The sequence below is a fragment of the Nonomuraea sp. NPDC048882 genome (assembly GCF_040649755.1).
Lineage (GTDB): Bacteria > Actinomycetota > Actinomycetes > Streptosporangiales > Streptosporangiaceae > Nonomuraea > Nonomuraea maheshkhaliensis.
In genome coordinates, this window is sequence record NZ_JBEZGB010000005.1 from 468750 (window position 1) to 483039 (window position 14290).

16 protein-coding genes are annotated in these 14290 nt (G+C 71.3%); 5 read left to right on the forward strand and 11 right to left on the reverse strand.

The genetic code is table 11. The features are described from left to right. Positions 1-85 precede the first annotated feature (85 nt). Positions 86-1291 carry a hypothetical protein gene (locus AB0C27_RS21010; RefSeq protein WP_357846318.1) on the forward strand — a complete coding sequence of 402 codons (1206 nt, stop codon included), beginning with the start codon at positions 86-88 and terminating at the stop codon, positions 1289-1291. On the opposite strand, the gene AB0C27_RS21015 is transcribed toward AB0C27_RS21010, so the two are convergent. Continuing rightward, positions 1288-1506, reverse strand: a complete 219-nt coding sequence (locus tag AB0C27_RS21015) for a DUF4229 domain-containing protein (protein ID WP_357846320.1) — start codon at positions 1504-1506, stop codon at positions 1288-1290. The two genes, AB0C27_RS21010 and AB0C27_RS21015, sit on opposite strands and share 4 nt — an antisense overlap. 256 nt (positions 1507-1762) lie before the next feature. On the opposite strand from AB0C27_RS21015, the gene AB0C27_RS21020 reads away from it, so the two are divergent. Then, the gene (locus AB0C27_RS21020) at positions 1763-1984 is read left to right on the forward strand and encodes a BldC family transcriptional regulator (protein ID WP_026214226.1); all 222 of its coding nucleotides are present in this window, start codon (positions 1763-1765) and stop codon (positions 1982-1984) included. 286 nt (positions 1985-2270) lie between these two features. On the opposite strand, the gene AB0C27_RS21025 is transcribed toward AB0C27_RS21020, so the two are convergent. Together AB0C27_RS21025 and AB0C27_RS21030 are read right to left on the reverse strand one after the other, a co-directional pair. Next, positions 2271-2513, reverse strand: coding sequence for a hypothetical protein (locus tag AB0C27_RS21025; protein ID WP_357846322.1), 243 nt, complete (start codon positions 2511-2513; stop codon positions 2271-2273). A gap of 10 nt (positions 2514-2523) precedes the next feature. Beyond that, positions 2524-3720 carry a hypothetical protein gene (locus AB0C27_RS21030; protein WP_357846324.1) on the reverse strand — a complete coding sequence of 399 codons (1197 nt, stop codon included), beginning with the start codon at positions 3718-3720 and terminating at the stop codon, positions 2524-2526. A gap of 157 nt (positions 3721-3877) precedes the next feature. Between AB0C27_RS21030 and AB0C27_RS21035 the strand changes: the two genes are divergently transcribed. Beyond that, a complete protein-coding gene (locus AB0C27_RS21035; protein WP_357846326.1) occupies positions 3878-4171 on the forward strand; it encodes a PLDc N-terminal domain-containing protein in 294 nt (97 codons plus the stop codon). 126 nt (positions 4172-4297) lie between these two features. On the opposite strand, the gene ccsB is transcribed toward AB0C27_RS21035, so the two are convergent. From ccsB to AB0C27_RS21060, 5 genes are all read right to left on the reverse strand, one after another. Further along, the gene (gene ccsB / locus AB0C27_RS21040; RefSeq protein ID WP_357846329.1) at positions 4298-5344 is read right to left on the reverse strand and encodes a c-type cytochrome biogenesis protein CcsB; all 1047 of its coding nucleotides are present in this window, start codon (positions 5342-5344) and stop codon (positions 4298-4300) included. Beyond that, entirely contained in the window at positions 5334-6908 is a 1575-nt protein-coding gene (locus tag AB0C27_RS21045; protein WP_357846331.1) for a cytochrome c biogenesis protein ResB, read from the reverse strand. The genes ccsB and AB0C27_RS21045 overlap by 11 nt, the downstream gene beginning before the upstream one ends. Then, complete coding sequence (locus AB0C27_RS21050; protein ID WP_357846333.1) at positions 6908-7630, reverse strand: cytochrome c biogenesis protein CcdA; 723 nt, start codon at positions 7628-7630, stop codon at positions 6908-6910. The genes AB0C27_RS21045 and AB0C27_RS21050 overlap by 1 nt, the downstream gene beginning before the upstream one ends. Next, positions 7623-8198 (reverse strand): TlpA disulfide reductase family protein, encoded by a 576-nt coding sequence (locus tag AB0C27_RS21055; RefSeq protein ID WP_357846335.1) that lies wholly within the window; start codon positions 8196-8198, stop codon positions 7623-7625. Before AB0C27_RS21055 ends, AB0C27_RS21050 begins: the two co-directional genes overlap by 8 nt. A gap of 122 nt (positions 8199-8320) precedes the next feature. After that, the gene (locus tag AB0C27_RS21060; protein ID WP_357846337.1) at positions 8321-8959 is read right to left on the reverse strand and encodes a histidine phosphatase family protein; all 639 of its coding nucleotides are present in this window, start codon (positions 8957-8959) and stop codon (positions 8321-8323) included. Between the two features lie 89 nt (positions 8960-9048). Here AB0C27_RS21060 and AB0C27_RS21065 point away from each other — a divergent pair, with 89 nt between their 5' ends. Next, complete coding sequence (locus AB0C27_RS21065) at positions 9049-9900, forward strand: DMT family transporter (protein ID WP_357846339.1); 852 nt, start codon at positions 9049-9051, stop codon at positions 9898-9900. Positions 9901-9983: 83 nt separating this feature from the next. Here AB0C27_RS21065 and AB0C27_RS21070 read toward each other — a convergent pair whose 3' ends face one another. After that, positions 9984-10904, reverse strand: coding sequence for a LysR family transcriptional regulator (locus AB0C27_RS21070; RefSeq protein ID WP_346100964.1), 921 nt, complete (start codon positions 10902-10904; stop codon positions 9984-9986). A 193-nt stretch (positions 10905-11097) separates the two neighbouring features. Here AB0C27_RS21070 and AB0C27_RS21075 point away from each other — a divergent pair, with 193 nt between their 5' ends. Further along, positions 11098-11973: an EamA family transporter gene (locus tag AB0C27_RS21075; protein WP_357846342.1), complete on the forward strand. Its 876-nt coding sequence runs from the start codon at positions 11098-11100 to the stop codon at positions 11971-11973. Between the two features lie 159 nt (positions 11974-12132). On the opposite strand, the gene hemL is transcribed toward AB0C27_RS21075, so the two are convergent. Together hemL and AB0C27_RS21085 are read right to left on the reverse strand one after the other, a co-directional pair. Further along, entirely contained in the window at positions 12133-13422 is a 1290-nt protein-coding gene (hemL, locus tag AB0C27_RS21080; RefSeq protein WP_357846344.1) for a glutamate-1-semialdehyde 2,1-aminomutase, read from the reverse strand. A 136-nt stretch (positions 13423-13558) separates the two neighbouring features. After that, a complete protein-coding gene (locus AB0C27_RS21085; protein WP_357846346.1) occupies positions 13559-14188 on the reverse strand; it encodes a bifunctional DNA primase/polymerase in 630 nt (209 codons plus the stop codon). Between the last annotated feature and the right edge of the window lie 102 nt (positions 14189-14290).

Genomic DNA, 14290 nt, shown 5'->3' on the forward strand with positions numbered 1-14290 from the left:
GCCCCCGGACAGGCGGACACGCCCATCCTGGACAATCGACGGAAAGTAGCCATGAGACTACGCAACGTCTGCTAGATATTGGCGAATGCTTTCCCGTGTCGCCCTTGCGGCCATCATCGCCTCGGCTCCCGCCGCGCATCCGCGCGTCGTGTCGGCCGACCCGATAGACACCACCCCTCATGTGCTCGACGGCATCGTCAACGCCATCACCGTCGTCGGGCGCACCGTCGTCGTCGGCGGCTCGTTCAGCGAAGTGAGCGACGCCGCCCGTGGAACGATCCACGCGCGCGACAACCTGTTCGCCTACGACCTGGTCACCGGCCGGATCCTGCCCGGCTTCGCGCCGAGCGTGGCCGGGCCGGTCTTCGGCCTGGCCGCCGGCGACCGCGGCACCGTCTATGTGGGCGGCGAGTTCCACGGCGTCAACCACCAGCGCGCCCGCGGCCTGGCCAGGCTCGCCCTCGCCGACGGCTCGCTCACGCCCGGCTTCGATCCGCGCATCGGCGGCGGCATGGTCACCTCGGTGGTCAGGCAGGGCGCCAGGCTGTACGTCGGCGGCGACTTCACCAGCCCGCGTACGGCGCTGGCCGGGCTCGACGCCACCACCGGCGCGGCCGACCCGGCCTTCGCCATCACGCCGGGCGGGCCGCTGACCACGCGGGTGAAGGTGCACGCGCTGGCCGTCTCACGCGACCGGCTGGCCGTGGACGGCTCGTTCACCACGCTCGGCGGCCACTCCCGGCCGCAGCTCGGGCTGATCGACGTCGGCGGCGCGCAGGCCAAAGTCGCGCCCTGGCGTACGGAGGCGTACGCGCAGGCGTGCAGCCCGAACTTCCCCTCCTATGTACGGGGCCTCGACTTCTCCCCCGACGGCAGCTATTTCGCGGTGGTCACCACCGGCGGCGCCAGGGGCGGGATCTGCGACACGGCCGCCAGGTTCGAGACCTACAGCAGGGGCTCGGCCATCCGGCCCACCTGGGCCAACGCCACGGGCGGCGACTCGCTCTACGCCGTCGCGGTGACCGGCGCGGCCGTCTACGTCGGAGGACATCAGCGCTGGCTGGACAATCCACGGGGCCGCGACTCGGCGGGGCCGGGCGCGGTGTCACGGCCTGGCATCGGCGCCATTCATCCGCGTACCGGAAAGGCGCTCAGTTGGAATCCCACTCGGGAGCGCGGCATCGGCGTGAAGGCGTTTTACGCGCACAGCGGCGGACTACTTGTCGGTAGCGACACAACGAGACTCGGACGGGAGTACCATGCCCGGATTGGCATGTTCCCCCTGCCCTAGTCGTCTTGCGGCTTGGGGCGGTCGATCCTGTGGCTGAGACGCTCGCTGACGGCGTCACGCTGCTTCGACAGCAAGACGTAGCTCGCTATGCCGCTGATCAAGAAAGAAGCCGCGATCAGCGCGAGCGGGTTTTGCAGTCCTAGCAGGAACAGGACACCGAGAGTCACGAGAAACAGGGCGAGCCTGGACGCGGTGTAAAGGAGAACGGGACGCACAGGTCGAGGTTACTCGGACCTGCGTACGGCTCGCTCTTCGCATCGGTCGCGAGCACTGCTACTGTTCCCAGTTAGGGAGTTTCGTAAAGAAACACCCACGAGAGCCCCAAAGAGGCTCTATCATATAACAATCGGGCAGTCAGCTGATAACAACCCGTGATCTTTGTCGAAAACCACGGATAAATCAGGCTTCGCTCGACACACTTGTTACCTGTCCGCCCGCTGGCAGGAAGCGGGATGCGAGGGGGAGAGATTGGTGGAGAGTAGCAGCGAGCGTCTGCTGACCCCTGGAGAGGTTGCCGCCCTCTTCCGGGTAGACCCAAAGACGGTTACGCGCTGGGCTGCGGCAGGCCGCATCAGCAGTATCCGCACCCCCGGAGGGCACCGGCGCTTCCGCGAGTCGGAAGTCCACGCCCTTCTCCGAGGCGAGGACGTTCTTACGGCCGACAGGCCAGCAGGTGAGTCCCCGCGCGTCTGACGTTCCGTCAAGTCGGTGATCCTGCACGGTGGCCCGTCGGCAACGGCGACCACCACCCCCAGGATCACCGCTGGCGGGACCCACTTGTTCGGCGTGCTTTCCGGCCACACTTTCGTACGGCGAGCACGGGGCGGCGCCAACCGCCGACCGTGGCTGGCGCCTGCCCGATCTCCCCGCACAGGCGGCGACCAGTGCCCCGCTCGAAGGCGCTCTTTTCTCCCTGCCTGACGTCTCTTGCGTCTTTCTACCGGCTGAACGTCTCTCGCGTCTTTCCCGGGTCGCCGGCTCAGGCGTCCTCCTGTCGCGCCTTGAAGGCCAGGAACTCGCGCTCCAGCTCGTCGTTCTCCTCTTCCCAGCGACGGCGGCGCAGCTCCAGCTCCTCCTCGGTCAGCGATTCCGGCAACCACTGCTCGTAGTCGGGGTCACCGGGTTGCACGTCCACGTACGCGTTGCCGATCAGACGCCCGTCTTCGCTGGACAGGCTCTGCGGCACGCGCAGTGTCCCGTCCGCGAGCCGGATGACGTACATGGCCGATCACCTAGATTCCGTAGCGCCGGTTGAAGAACAGCATGATGTCGAGCGCCATGCGCGTGTCGCCGCCGAGCATGTCGACGAGGGCCGGGCGCTGGCGGGAGGCGATGGCGGCGAAGGCGTCGGCGAAGAACTCCTTGCGGCCCAGCCCGCCGCCCTGGCGGTGGAACGTCGAGGCCAGCAGCGGGACGGCCGTTTCGTAGAGCCGTACGAACTCCGGCGAGTCGGACACCCAGGCGCCGTAGGCCGAGTCGATGTCGTCGATCGCGTGGCCCACCTCGTGCATCATCACGTCGGGGGTCGGTGAGGGGCGGTCGCCCACGACGATCTTGCGGTCGCCGTACGCGCCCGCGCAGATGTCCCAGGTCGCGCGGCCCGACGGGAGCGGGGCGCCGCGTAAGTAACCCATGTCGTCGAGGTCGGGGACGCCGCCAGGGCCGACGTAGATGCCCTCCAGGCCCTCCGCGAGCAGCTCCTTCAGCCGTTCCGGCAGTCTGGCCAGGCTCTCCACGGCGCGGATGAGGTCCACCGGGGGCCGGCCGCGCCTGGCGTCCCACTGACGGTGCAGGATCGTCTCCAGCTTCCCGCAGTGGCGCAGGCCGTCGCCGAGCGAGGGCGCGTCGGGGCGGTTGGGCTGGGCCCTGAGCGGCTGGTCGGCCAGCTCGAAGTCGTACCAGGTGTAGCGGGGGCGGTCCATCATGACGGCGGCGGGCAGCCGTTCGCCGTGTTCGCGCAGCGTGAATCCGTCCCGGCTCATCTCATGACGCCTTTCCCACGGCCCGGGGGCGTCGCCGCCCGGCCACGTCATCCGCTCACGCTCGCCACCGCCGGGCCACGCGGCCCTCTCGTGCCCTTCAGGCCCGGACGCCCTGTCGCGCCCGCCGGGCCCGTACGCCCGCTCGGGCTCGCCGGGCCAAGCCACGCGCTCGGCGTGTTCGCCGCCCGGCCAGCCGGAACGATCGGGCCGGCCGTCGCCGGGCCAGCCTGACCGGTCGGGCCTGCCCTCGCCGGGGCGCCGCGCCGCCTCGCGCCGCGCGGCCGCCTTGGCCTCCTGGCGCCGCTCACGGGTCCTGGACCAGAAGGAGCGCTCGGCGTCGGGCGGGGCCTCGGCGCGGCGGGAGAAGAGGTAGGAACCGCGCCGCCACCAGCGGCCGCGCCGATGCCGACCTTTGTCGCCCGGACTCCTGTCCGCAGAAAAGGCCATCGCACCTCTCAACGCCCGTGGATGCCCACCCGGCCACGCGGACCCCCGTGGACACCGTCACATCCGTTTCCACCGTACGACGCGGATCTTCCGCTAGTCACCCGATATGGGACATCGGGCAGCACGATCAGGTCGTGCGATGGCTTACAGTTCGGGCATGGCAGTTGTTCTGATTGGCCTGGCGCTGCTGGTCTTCTGGCTCTTCTCGCTTTTCGACGTGGTCACCACGCCCGAAGACGAGGTTAGGAACGTACCAAAGGCACTGTGGATCCTCATCGTCGTAGTCATCCCTCTGCTCGGCGGCGTGGTGTGGATGGCGCGTGGCCGTCCGCGCGCCCCTCGGGCGGCGTGGCCCGTGCCCCCGGGGCCGGGCATACCGAAGGGGCCGGATGACGACCCCGACTTCCTGCGCGACCTCGACCGCCGCATGCGCGGCGACGACGTGAGCTAGCCGGCGTGAGCTAGACAGAGCCGGACAGCACGAACGGGCCGGCTGCGAGCCGGCCCGCCCTGCGCCGTCCGACGTGAGCGGACGGCCGTTTCAGTAAGCCCGTCTCAGAAACTCAGCCGCCGTGCGTCAGTCGACGTCGGCGTAGCTGTGCAGGCCGTCGATGAAGATGTTGACGCCGATCAGGTTGAACAGCAGGCAGCCGAACGCCACGAGCTGCACGATCGTCGATGCCCTGCCCTTCCATCCGGCCGTCGCCTTGGCGTGCAGATAGGCGGCGTAGGCCACCCAGGTGATGAAGGCCCACACCTCCTTGGGGTCCCAGCCCCAGTAGCGGCCCCACGCCCGGTCCGCCCACAGCGCACCCGCGATGACGGCGAACGTCCACAGCGGGAACGCGAACACGATCGCCCGGTGCGCCACCCGCTCCAGGTCCGCGCGGGACGGCAGGCGTGACGCGCCGTCGCCGCGCGCCAGGTAGAGGATGCCGGACACCCCGGCCATCGTCATCAGGCCGGTGGCGATGATGGCGGCGCTGACGTGAATGGCGATCCAGTATGAGTCCAGCGCCGGCACCACCGGCCCCGCGACCGTGTAGAACACCTTGACCGCGAGCCCGAGGCCGAGCGCGGCGGTGACCATGACGAACGCGCCCATGAAGCGCACGTTGTGGCGAATCTGGGTGACGAGGAACGCGGTCACGGCGGCGAAGGAGATCGCGACCACGAACTCGTACATGTTGCCCCACGGCCACCGGTCCACGGCCAGGCCGCGGGTGACGAGGGCGCCGAAGTTGGCGGCCCAGCCGAGCCAGGCGAGCGCCAGAGCCACCGTGCCGGCCCGCGCGGGACCGTTGGGCCCGCCCGCCGCCTTCACGGCCTCCGTGCCCGTCTCAGCGGCCCCTGCCACAGCTCCCGCCGCCGCCCCTGCCGCCGCTTCTGACGCCACTTCCGGCGCCTGGGACGCCTCGGACGTCGCGGAGGACTCCCCGCCCGTCACGGCGGCTCCGACCGCGACCGGCTGTCTGGCCTCGACCGGCTCTCCAGCGGCGGCCCGGTCGGAACGGGCCCGGCCGAAGGCGAGATCGACGGCGAAGCCGACCATGGCGAAGACGTAGAGCAAGACGGCTGCGACGACGAACAGGTCGCTCAGCTCGGCTAGCTGCTCAGCGGACATCCTTGTCTCCTGCTGCTGATAGAACCTTGACGATCCCGGCGAACTCCTCGGCGAAGCCCGTCGCGGACCCTTCCGTACGGGTCAGGCCGCCCACCTCGACCCGGCCGCCCGCGATCCGGACGAACACCCGGCGGCGGCGGATCATGAGCGAGAGCGCGATGGCGACGACGGCCGTGCCGGCCGCGATCAACGCGGGCATGCGGCCCGGGTCGTAGGCCGTCTGGAGCGTGATCCACTCCTTGACGCCGGTGAACTCGAGCTTGCCCAGCCCGCCGGGCAGGTCCACCGACTGCCCCACGGCCAGCGGCTTGGGCGTGTTGGAGCCCATGAACAGCCGGTTGAGCTTCTTCAGCACCTCGGGCTCGGCCAGCTCGTAGACCGACTGCGGCTTGCCCGAGCGTACGCCCAGATCGCCGGAGAAGGCGCCGAGCACCTGCACCTCGGGGTTGAGCTCGCCGGGGAAGGCCGAGGCGTGGTTGCCGTCGGTCAGCGGCACGCTGGTCGGCAGGAAGCGCAGCAGGAACCCGAGCTGCGACGGCCGCGCGTCGGGCACCTTGACCACGCAGCCCGAGGTCATCGTGGCCTTCTCCTCGATCAGGCAGGCCACGGGCCCCTCGAAGGCCACCTGCCCCTTGCCGTCGGTCACCCTGAACACGGGCGCGTAGCCGTTGCCGATCAGGTACGTCTGCGTGCCGTCGACCTCCAGCGGATCGTTGACCTTGAGGTCGTAGTCGCGGGCCGGCGCCTGCGGCGAGTCGTTGACCTTGAGGTGGGCGGTGTAGTCGAGCACCTGCCCGCGCTTGTCGCCGGTGACCTGGTAGGCCACCTTGAGGTCCTGGAGCTGGAAGGAGAACGGCTCCAGCGACTCGGCCGAGACCTGGCTGCCCGGGAAGAACCGGTCGTAGGCGGCCACGGTGTTGGCGAAGCCGTCGCCCTCGACGACCAGCACGTTGCCCCGGTAGCCGTAGAGCGAGCCGCCCCCGATGGCGAGCAGGATGCCGAGCAGGGCGATGTGGAAGAGCAGGTTGCCGGTCTCGCGCAGATAGCCCTTCTCGGCCGACACCCAGCCGTCGCCCGTCACGACGCGGAAGCGCAGCCGGCGCAGCCGCCGCGCGGCCTGCTCGACCCCGGGCCCGTCGTCCAGCCCGGTCTCGAACGAGGCGGTGTGGGGCAGCCTGGACAGGTTCTTCGGCGCGGCGGGCGGCTTGCGGCGCAGCTCGCGTACGTACGTCGTGACACGCGGGATGACGCAGCCGATCAGCGAGGTGAACAGCAGCAGGTAGATGGCGGCGAACCAGACCGAGGTGAAGACCTCGAAGAGCTGGAACCGGTCGTACCACGCGGCCAGCGTCGGGCTCTGCTCGTAGAGCCGGGCGACCTTGTCGGGCTCGACGCCGCGCTGCGGCACCAGCGAGCCGGGCACCGAACCGAGCGCGAGCAGGAACAGCAGGATGAGGGCCGTCTTCATCGAGGTGAGCGTGCGCCACACCCAGCGCAGCCAGGCCACGGCCCCGAACGAGGCCCGCTCGGGCGCCCGCTTGCGCTCCAGCTCGTCGACGCTCATCAGATCACCGGCTCGAACGCGCCGATCAAGCCCTGCATGGCCGCGATCATCTCTCCCCAGAGCCCGGTCACGAGCAGCACGCCGACGGCCACCATCATGCCGCCGCCGACCCTGGTGATCAGGCGCGAGTGCTTGCGGATGGCCCGGAACGTACGCAGGGCCCGGCTGTAGGCCAGCGCCGCGCCCACGAAGGGCAGACCGAGGCCCAGGGCGTACGCCACGGCCAGGAGCGCGCCGCGTCCTGCGCTGCCCTCGTTGATCCCGAGCGTCAGCACGACGGCCAGCGTCGGCCCGATGCACGGCGTCCAACCGAGCCCGAACACCACCCCGAGCAGCGGCGCGCCCGCCAGCCCCGCGGCGGGCAGGCGGTGGATGCGCACGTCGCGCATCAGGCCCGGCAGCACGCCGAGGAAGGCGAGCCCGAGCCCGATGGTGAGCACACCGAGCACTCGGGTGATGATCTCCGCGTTGCCCAGCAGGACGGACCCGAGCCCGCCGAACAGCGCCCCGCTGAGCACGAACACCAGCCCGAACCCGGCCACGAACAGCGCCGTCCCCAGCACCAGCCGCCCCCGCTTGGGGTCGGCGCTCATGCCGGTCACGTACGACAGGTAGCCGGGCACCAGCGGCAGCACGCACGGCGACAGGAACGACACCACACCCGCCAGCACCGCGATGGGCACGGCCAGGAGCAGCGAGCCCGAGGCGACGACGTCACTCATCGCGCACCTTGGTCACCGCGTTCATCAGGTCGGTGTATTTGACCGCGCCCAGCGCCCTGGCCGCGATCCTGCCCTGCTTGTCGATGATCAGCGTGGACGGGATCGCCGCGGGCGGCACCGTGCCCTGGAAGGCCAGCGCGACCTTGCCGGGCTGGTCGAAGATGTGGGGGTAGCCGGTCTGCTCGGTGCGCTCGAACGCCTTCGCGTCGGCCTGGCGGTCCTTGAAGTCGACGCCGAGGAACTCGACGCCGCCGGCCTTGGTCTTGGCCGCGACCTCCTTGAGCACCGGCGCCTCGGCCCGGCACGGGCCGCACCAGGACGCCCAGAAGTTGAGCACCACGACCTTGCCCTTGTGCGCGGCCAGCGAGGCGGTGGCGCCGTCGAGGGTCGGCCCCTCGATCGCGGGCGCGGCCTTGCGCTCGCTCGTCTCGAACACCTGCATCTTCCCGTCGCCCGGGACGAACCGGGTGTCACCGGCCTGGGGCTGCCCGCCCTGAGAGCCCGCGCAGCCGGCGGCCAGAAGAGCCAGGGGGGCCAGGAGAAGGAGGGAGATGGACTTGGCGCGCACGGAGGAAGATCTCCTTGTACTACAACCGGTAGAGCTTGCAACTCTACCGGTGCGTCCTTCCGCCCCGGACATCAGGCCCCGGCGACGGCGGGCCCGTCTCGCAGGGCGCTCTGCCCGGAACATCAGGCGCCGGGGACGGTGGGTCCCGTCTCCAGACCTCCGGCCGGCTCGCTGTAACCGATGCTGACCAGACGATCGCCGTCGAACGTGAGCGTCGTGAGGCTGGCCAGCGCGCACTGCCGGCGGCGGGGGTCGTGCCACAGCCTGCGGCCCTCCGCGGCCGACCTGATCGCCCAGATCGGGAGCTGGTGGCTGACCAGCACCGCCTCGTGGCCGCGCGCCGCCGCCCGCGCCTCGTCGATGATCGACTTCATCCGCCGGACGATGACCGGATAGGGCTCACCCCAGGACGGACGCATCGGATTCCAGAAATAGCGGTAGTTGCGCGGGTTGCGCAGCACGGCCAGCCCCTGGCCCAGAACCCGGCCCTCCAGCAGGTTGCCCGCCTCGATCAGCCGCTCGTCCCGGACGACGTCGATGCCGAGTTTCGCGGCGAGCGGAGCCGCCGTCTCCCGCGCGCGCTCCAGCGGCGAGCTGTAGATGGCGACGATGTCACGGCCGCCGACCGCCTTGGCGACCGTCTCGGCCATGAGGTGACCTGTCTCCGACAGGTGGTAGCCGGGCAGCCTGCCGTAGAGGACGCCCCCGGGATTGTGCACCTCACCGTGGCGCAGCAGGTGGACGACGGTGGTTTCAGCCATGGTGGCCACAGCCTATCCGCTCGGCCGCGCCGCGCCGCCAGGGCCCGCGAGGCGCGCGGGGTAAAGTCGGGCCGGAAGGAGCCTCCCGCGTGAGCCCATGGGCATTCGTCCTCGTCCTGACCGCCGCCGTCTCCCACGCCACCTGGAATCTGCTGAGCAAGCGCGCCGCCCTGGCCGACGGGCCTGTCTTCCTCTGGCTCGTCGCCGTGTCGGCGGCCGTCGTCTGGAGCCCGCTGTTCGCCGGGTTCCTGCTGGTCACGGGCACTCCCGTCACCTGGAAGGACCTCGCGGTGGCGGGCGGCAGCATGATGCTCCACCTCGGCTACTTCGTGCTGCTCCAGCGCGGGTACGGCCGCAGCGACCTGTCGGTCGTCTACCCGGTCGCCCGGGGCACGGGGCCGATGCTGGCCTGCCTGGTCGCGGTGCTGTTCCTGGGCGAGCGCCCGTCGGCCGCCAACATCGCCGGGATCGTGCTGATCGGGGCCGGGGTGTTCCTGATGGGCGGCGGGCACGCGGAGCTCAAAGGGCTGGTTCCCGGGCTGGTCGTGGGGGTGTTCATCGCCGCGTACACGGTGTGGGACTCGCGGGTGGTGAGCGCGTTCGCGGTGGCGCCGATCATGCTGAACTACCTCGGCGAGGTGCTGCGGGCGCTGGCGCTCACGCCCTTCGTGCTCGGCGCCCGGCGGGCGCTGATCCGGCCGGTCTGGCGGGAGCATCGGTACCGGGTGGTGGGGGCGGCCGTGCTGATCTTCGTGTCGTACCTGCTGATCCTGTTCGCGTTCACGATGGCGCCGGTCAGCGTGGTGGCGCCGGCCCGCGAGGTCAGCGTGCTGATCGCGGTCTTGCTCGGGGGACGGCTGCTGGCCGAGGGCGACGTACGGCGCCGGTTGATGGCGGCGGCCGTCATCCTCGGCGGCGTCGTGGCGATCGCCCTGAGCTGATCCGCGCTGCGCTTATCTGCCCCGAGCTGATCCGCCGTGACCTGGCCTGCTCGCCGCGCCCTGGGCCGACTCGCGGGTGGTCGTCAGGTGACGGCCCAGGCGTTCTCCTGCTGTTTGCTGGCCTCGACCAGGGCGTCGACCATGGCGCGGATCGCGGGGCGGCGGGCCGCGTCCTGGCGCCAGATCGCGTAGATGCGCCGGGACTGGCGCGGCAGGAGCGGGACGAGCCGGGCGCCGTCGGGCACGCAGTCACGGCCGAGCCGCGGCACGATCGCGCAGCCCAGGCCCGCCGCCACCAGCGCGAGCTGGGTCGGGTACTCGTCGGCCATGCACGAGATCTCCGGCTCCAGCGAGGCGCTGCGCAGCGTGTAGACCAGCCAGTCGTGACAGACCGTGCCGGGGGCGCCGCTGATCCACTGCTCGCCGCTCAGCGCGGCCAGCTCGACCTCGCGCCGATCGGCCAGCGGGTGCGCGGCCGGGATGGCCACGTCGGCCACGTCGTCCAGCAGCGTCGCCTTGGACAGGCCCTCGGGGATGGCCATGGGCCGGTTGAGCCAGTCCTGGATCACGCCCAGGTCCAGCTCGCCCCTGGCCACCTCGCGCACCACCCGTTCGGGATCGCGCTCGCTGAGCTGCACCTGCAGATCGGGATGGCGGCCTCTGAGCGAGACGAGCGCGCCCGGCATGAGCCCGCGCGCGGCGGTGGGGAAGGCGGCGATGTTGAGCCGGCCGACGACCTCGCCACGCAGCGCCTCGAAGTCGGCCTCCGCGGTCTCGACCAGGGCGAGGATACGTTCGGCGTGCTCGGCGAGCAGCCCGGCCGCGTCGGTCAGGCGCACGCCGCGACCGTTGCGCTCCATCAGCCTGGCGCCGGTCTCGCGCTCCAGCTTGGCGATCTGCTGCGACACCGCCGACGGCGTGACCATGAGCGCGTCCGCGGCGGCCCCGACAGAACCGTAGACGTGGACTGCGTGAAGTGCCTTCAACCGGTTCAAGTCCAACATGTAAGCCAGCCTAAACTGTTTAGCGTAGAAAGTCTCGCTTGTCGTTGAATGTGTAGCAGATGAAAATAGATGCATGAGAATCCTGAAGACGAAGAAGCAGCAGACCGGTTCCGTGTCCTACCTCAAGGTGCTCGCCGAGCAGGCCCGCGACCAGCGGATCCGGTACCAGAAGCCCGCTCGCTGAGCTCGCTGAGTGAGCCCCCGCCACCTCGCCCTCGCCGTCGGCCTCGCGGCCGTCTGGGGCTTCAACTTCGTGGTCATGCAGATCGGCCTGCGGTACTTCCCGCCCCTGCTGTACGCCGGCGTCCGCTTCGCCATGGCCGCGTTCCCCGCCCTGCTCTTCGTGGGCCGGCCGGGAGTCCCGTGGCGCTGGGTCGCCGGGGTGGCGGCCACCCTGGGAGCCGGCCAGTTCGGGCTCCTGCTCGTGGGAATGCGAGCGGGCATGCCGGCCGGCCTGACCTCCCTCGTCCTGCAGATGCAGGCGCTGTTCACCGTGCTGTTCGCGGTGACGCTGCTCGGTGAGCGGCTCACCGCCCGCCGCGTGCTCGGGCTGGCCGTCGCGTTCTGCGGGCTGGCCCTGGTCGCGTTCGACTTCGGCGTCGCCGGCCCGCTGGGCGCCTTCGCCCTGTGCGTGGCCGCCGCCGCGGCTTGGGGGCTGGGGAACGTCGTCCAGCGCCGCGCCGCGCCGCCCGACTCCCTGCGTTTCATGGTCTGGGTGAGCGCCTTCTCCGCGCCGCCTCTCCTGCTCCTGTCGGTGCTGGTGGAAGGGGCGCCGGTGCTGAGCACCGCCATGGAGGGCTGGCTTTCCCTCGTGTACGTGGCCTTCGTCTCGACCCTGGGCGGCTTCGGCGTCTGGGGCTGGCTGCTGCGGCGTTACGACGCCTCGACCGTGGCGCCGTACACTCTGCTCGTGCCCGTCTTCGGCATGTCGTCGGCCGCCCTGGTGACCGGCGAAGCGCTGTCCTGGCCCGAACTGCTGGCCGCCGCGCTCATCGTCTCCGGCGTCCTCTACGCCGGCACCAGACCCCGCCGCCCAGCATCCGTCGAACCCGCAGCCACGCCCTCGTAGGCCCGCCACCGCCGAACCGGCGGCCACGCCCTCATAGCCCCCGCACCCACTGAGCCGACCACGCGCTCGCAGGCCCCTGCGCCCACCGGACCGGTCCCGGGCCCCACTGTCCTACCGGCCGCGACTCCCCTGGTCGCGGCCTTCCCTGTCTCGACGGGGTCAGAGGACGGCGGCGGCCGCCTTGGCGGCGGCGGGCAGGGCTTCGGCGACGCGGCCGAGCGCCTCGTCGTCGTGGGAGGCCGACAGGAACCACGCCTCGTAGGCCGACGGCGGCAGGTAGACGCCCTGGTCGAGCATCGCGTGGAAGAAGGCCGTGAACGCCGCCGTGTTCTGTGTCTTGGCCTCGGCGAAGTTCGTCACCTCCGCGTCCGTGAAGAAGATCGAGAACAGGCTGCCCGCCCGCTGCAGCCGGTGCGGCACCCCGGCGGCCGACAGCGCCTCGGAGGCGGCCTGCCCGACCTTCAGCGCCGCGTCGTCCACCCGCGCGTACGCCTCCGCGTCGAGGGCGCGCAGCGTCGCCAGGCCCGCCGCGCAGGCCAGCGGGTTGCCCGACAGCGTGCCCGCCTGGTAGACGGGGCCCTCGGGCGCGAGGTGGCCCATGACGTCGGCCCGGCCGCCGAACGCCGCCGCCGGCAGCCCGCCGCCCATGACCTTGCCGAACGTCATCAGGTCGGCGTCGACGGGGTCGAGGCCGTACCAGCCGGCCGCCGAGACGCGGAAGCCCGTCAGCACCTCGTCCACGATGAGCAGCGCGCCGCCCGCCGTGCACAGCTCGCGCAGGCGCGCGTTGAACCCGTCGCGCGGCGGGACGACGCCCATGTTGGCCGGGCACGCCTCGGTGATGACGCAAGCGATCTCGGCCGACGCGAACGCCGCCTCGACGGCCTCGATGTCGTTGTACGGCAGCACGATCGTGTCGGCCGCCGACGCCCCCGTCACGCCGGGGGTGTCGGGCAGCCCGAACGTGGCGACGCCGGAGCCGGCCGCGGCCAGCAGCGCGTCGACATGGCCGTGGTAGCAGCCGGCGAACTTGATCACCTTGGACCGCCCGGTGAAGCCCCTGGCCAGCCGTACGGCGCTCATCGTCGCCTCGGTGCCGGAGCTGACCAGCCGCACCTTCTCGACCGGCGCGACCCGCTCGGCGATCGCCTCGGCCAGCTCGACCTCGCCCTGCGTCGCGGTGCCGTAGGAGAACCCGCCGGCCACCGCGCCGGAGACCGCCTCGACGACGGCGGGATGGCGGTGACCGAGGATCATCGGGCCCCACGAGCAGACCAGGTCGACGTAGCGGTTGCCGTCGACGTCGGTGATGTAGGGGCCCTGCCCCGAGGCCATGAAGCGGGGCGTGCCGCCCACCGCGCCGAACGCGCGCACCGGGGAGTTGACGCCACCGGGGACGATCTGGCGGGCGCGGGCGAACAGGTCGTCGGACTTCTGTGTACGGCTCACCGATCCAGGTTAGCCGCGCCACCCCGCGCCCCCGCACCGCAGGCAGGCGCTTCCGCTCAGCGCCGAAAGCAGCCCAGAAATCCGCCCAGAAATCAGCGCCGGATCTGCCCCGAATCGGCGCCCGGCCAGGGCCTGCTCAGTCGGCCAGCCACTCCAGCAGGAGCAGCGGGTCGGGCAGGGGCCGCCCGTCGGGGGCGCGCAGCCAGGTGACGCTCTGGCCGCCGGGCAGCGTCGATGGCGGGGCCACGACGTAGCTGTCGCGGCAGTGCCAGCGCAGCCCAGGCGTGTCGTCGATGGTCGCGGGGTCGCAGTCGAGGTGGCACGACCACCACTCGTCCTCGTCCTCCGGATTGCCCCTCGTGGCCACGTAGAACAAGACCCGGTCGCCGTTGGCGGCGACCGGGCCTGGGTGGGCGTCGGCGGCGTCGATCCGGGTGAGGGCCGACAGGCCGGCGGCGAGCGGTACGTCGAAGACGTCGAACACGCGCCCCGTGGGCAGAATCACACCGGCCTCGGGCTCGGCCTGCCACCAGCGCGTGAGCAGGGCCGGGTCGGTCGTGGCCTGCAGATGCCAGGCGGGCGACAGCGGATGGGCGCCCGGGTCGGGACAGCCGACCCGGTCACAGGAGCAGGCACGCGGCCCGGTGCGCAGCGCGTAGGCGCCGGGCACCACGGGCCAGCCCAGGGCGGCGTATTCGAGCACGGCGTCGATGCGTGTCGGCCGCGCGCGTTTTTTGGTACGCCGAGCCAGTGGTACCCCCACCATGGTGTCTCCCGTCGCCTCACAGTGCCTGAAGAGGTCCCGGATCCCGGGCTGTACGCACACGCGGGACACACCAGCACTAGTCCTTCAACTCTAACCCACGGG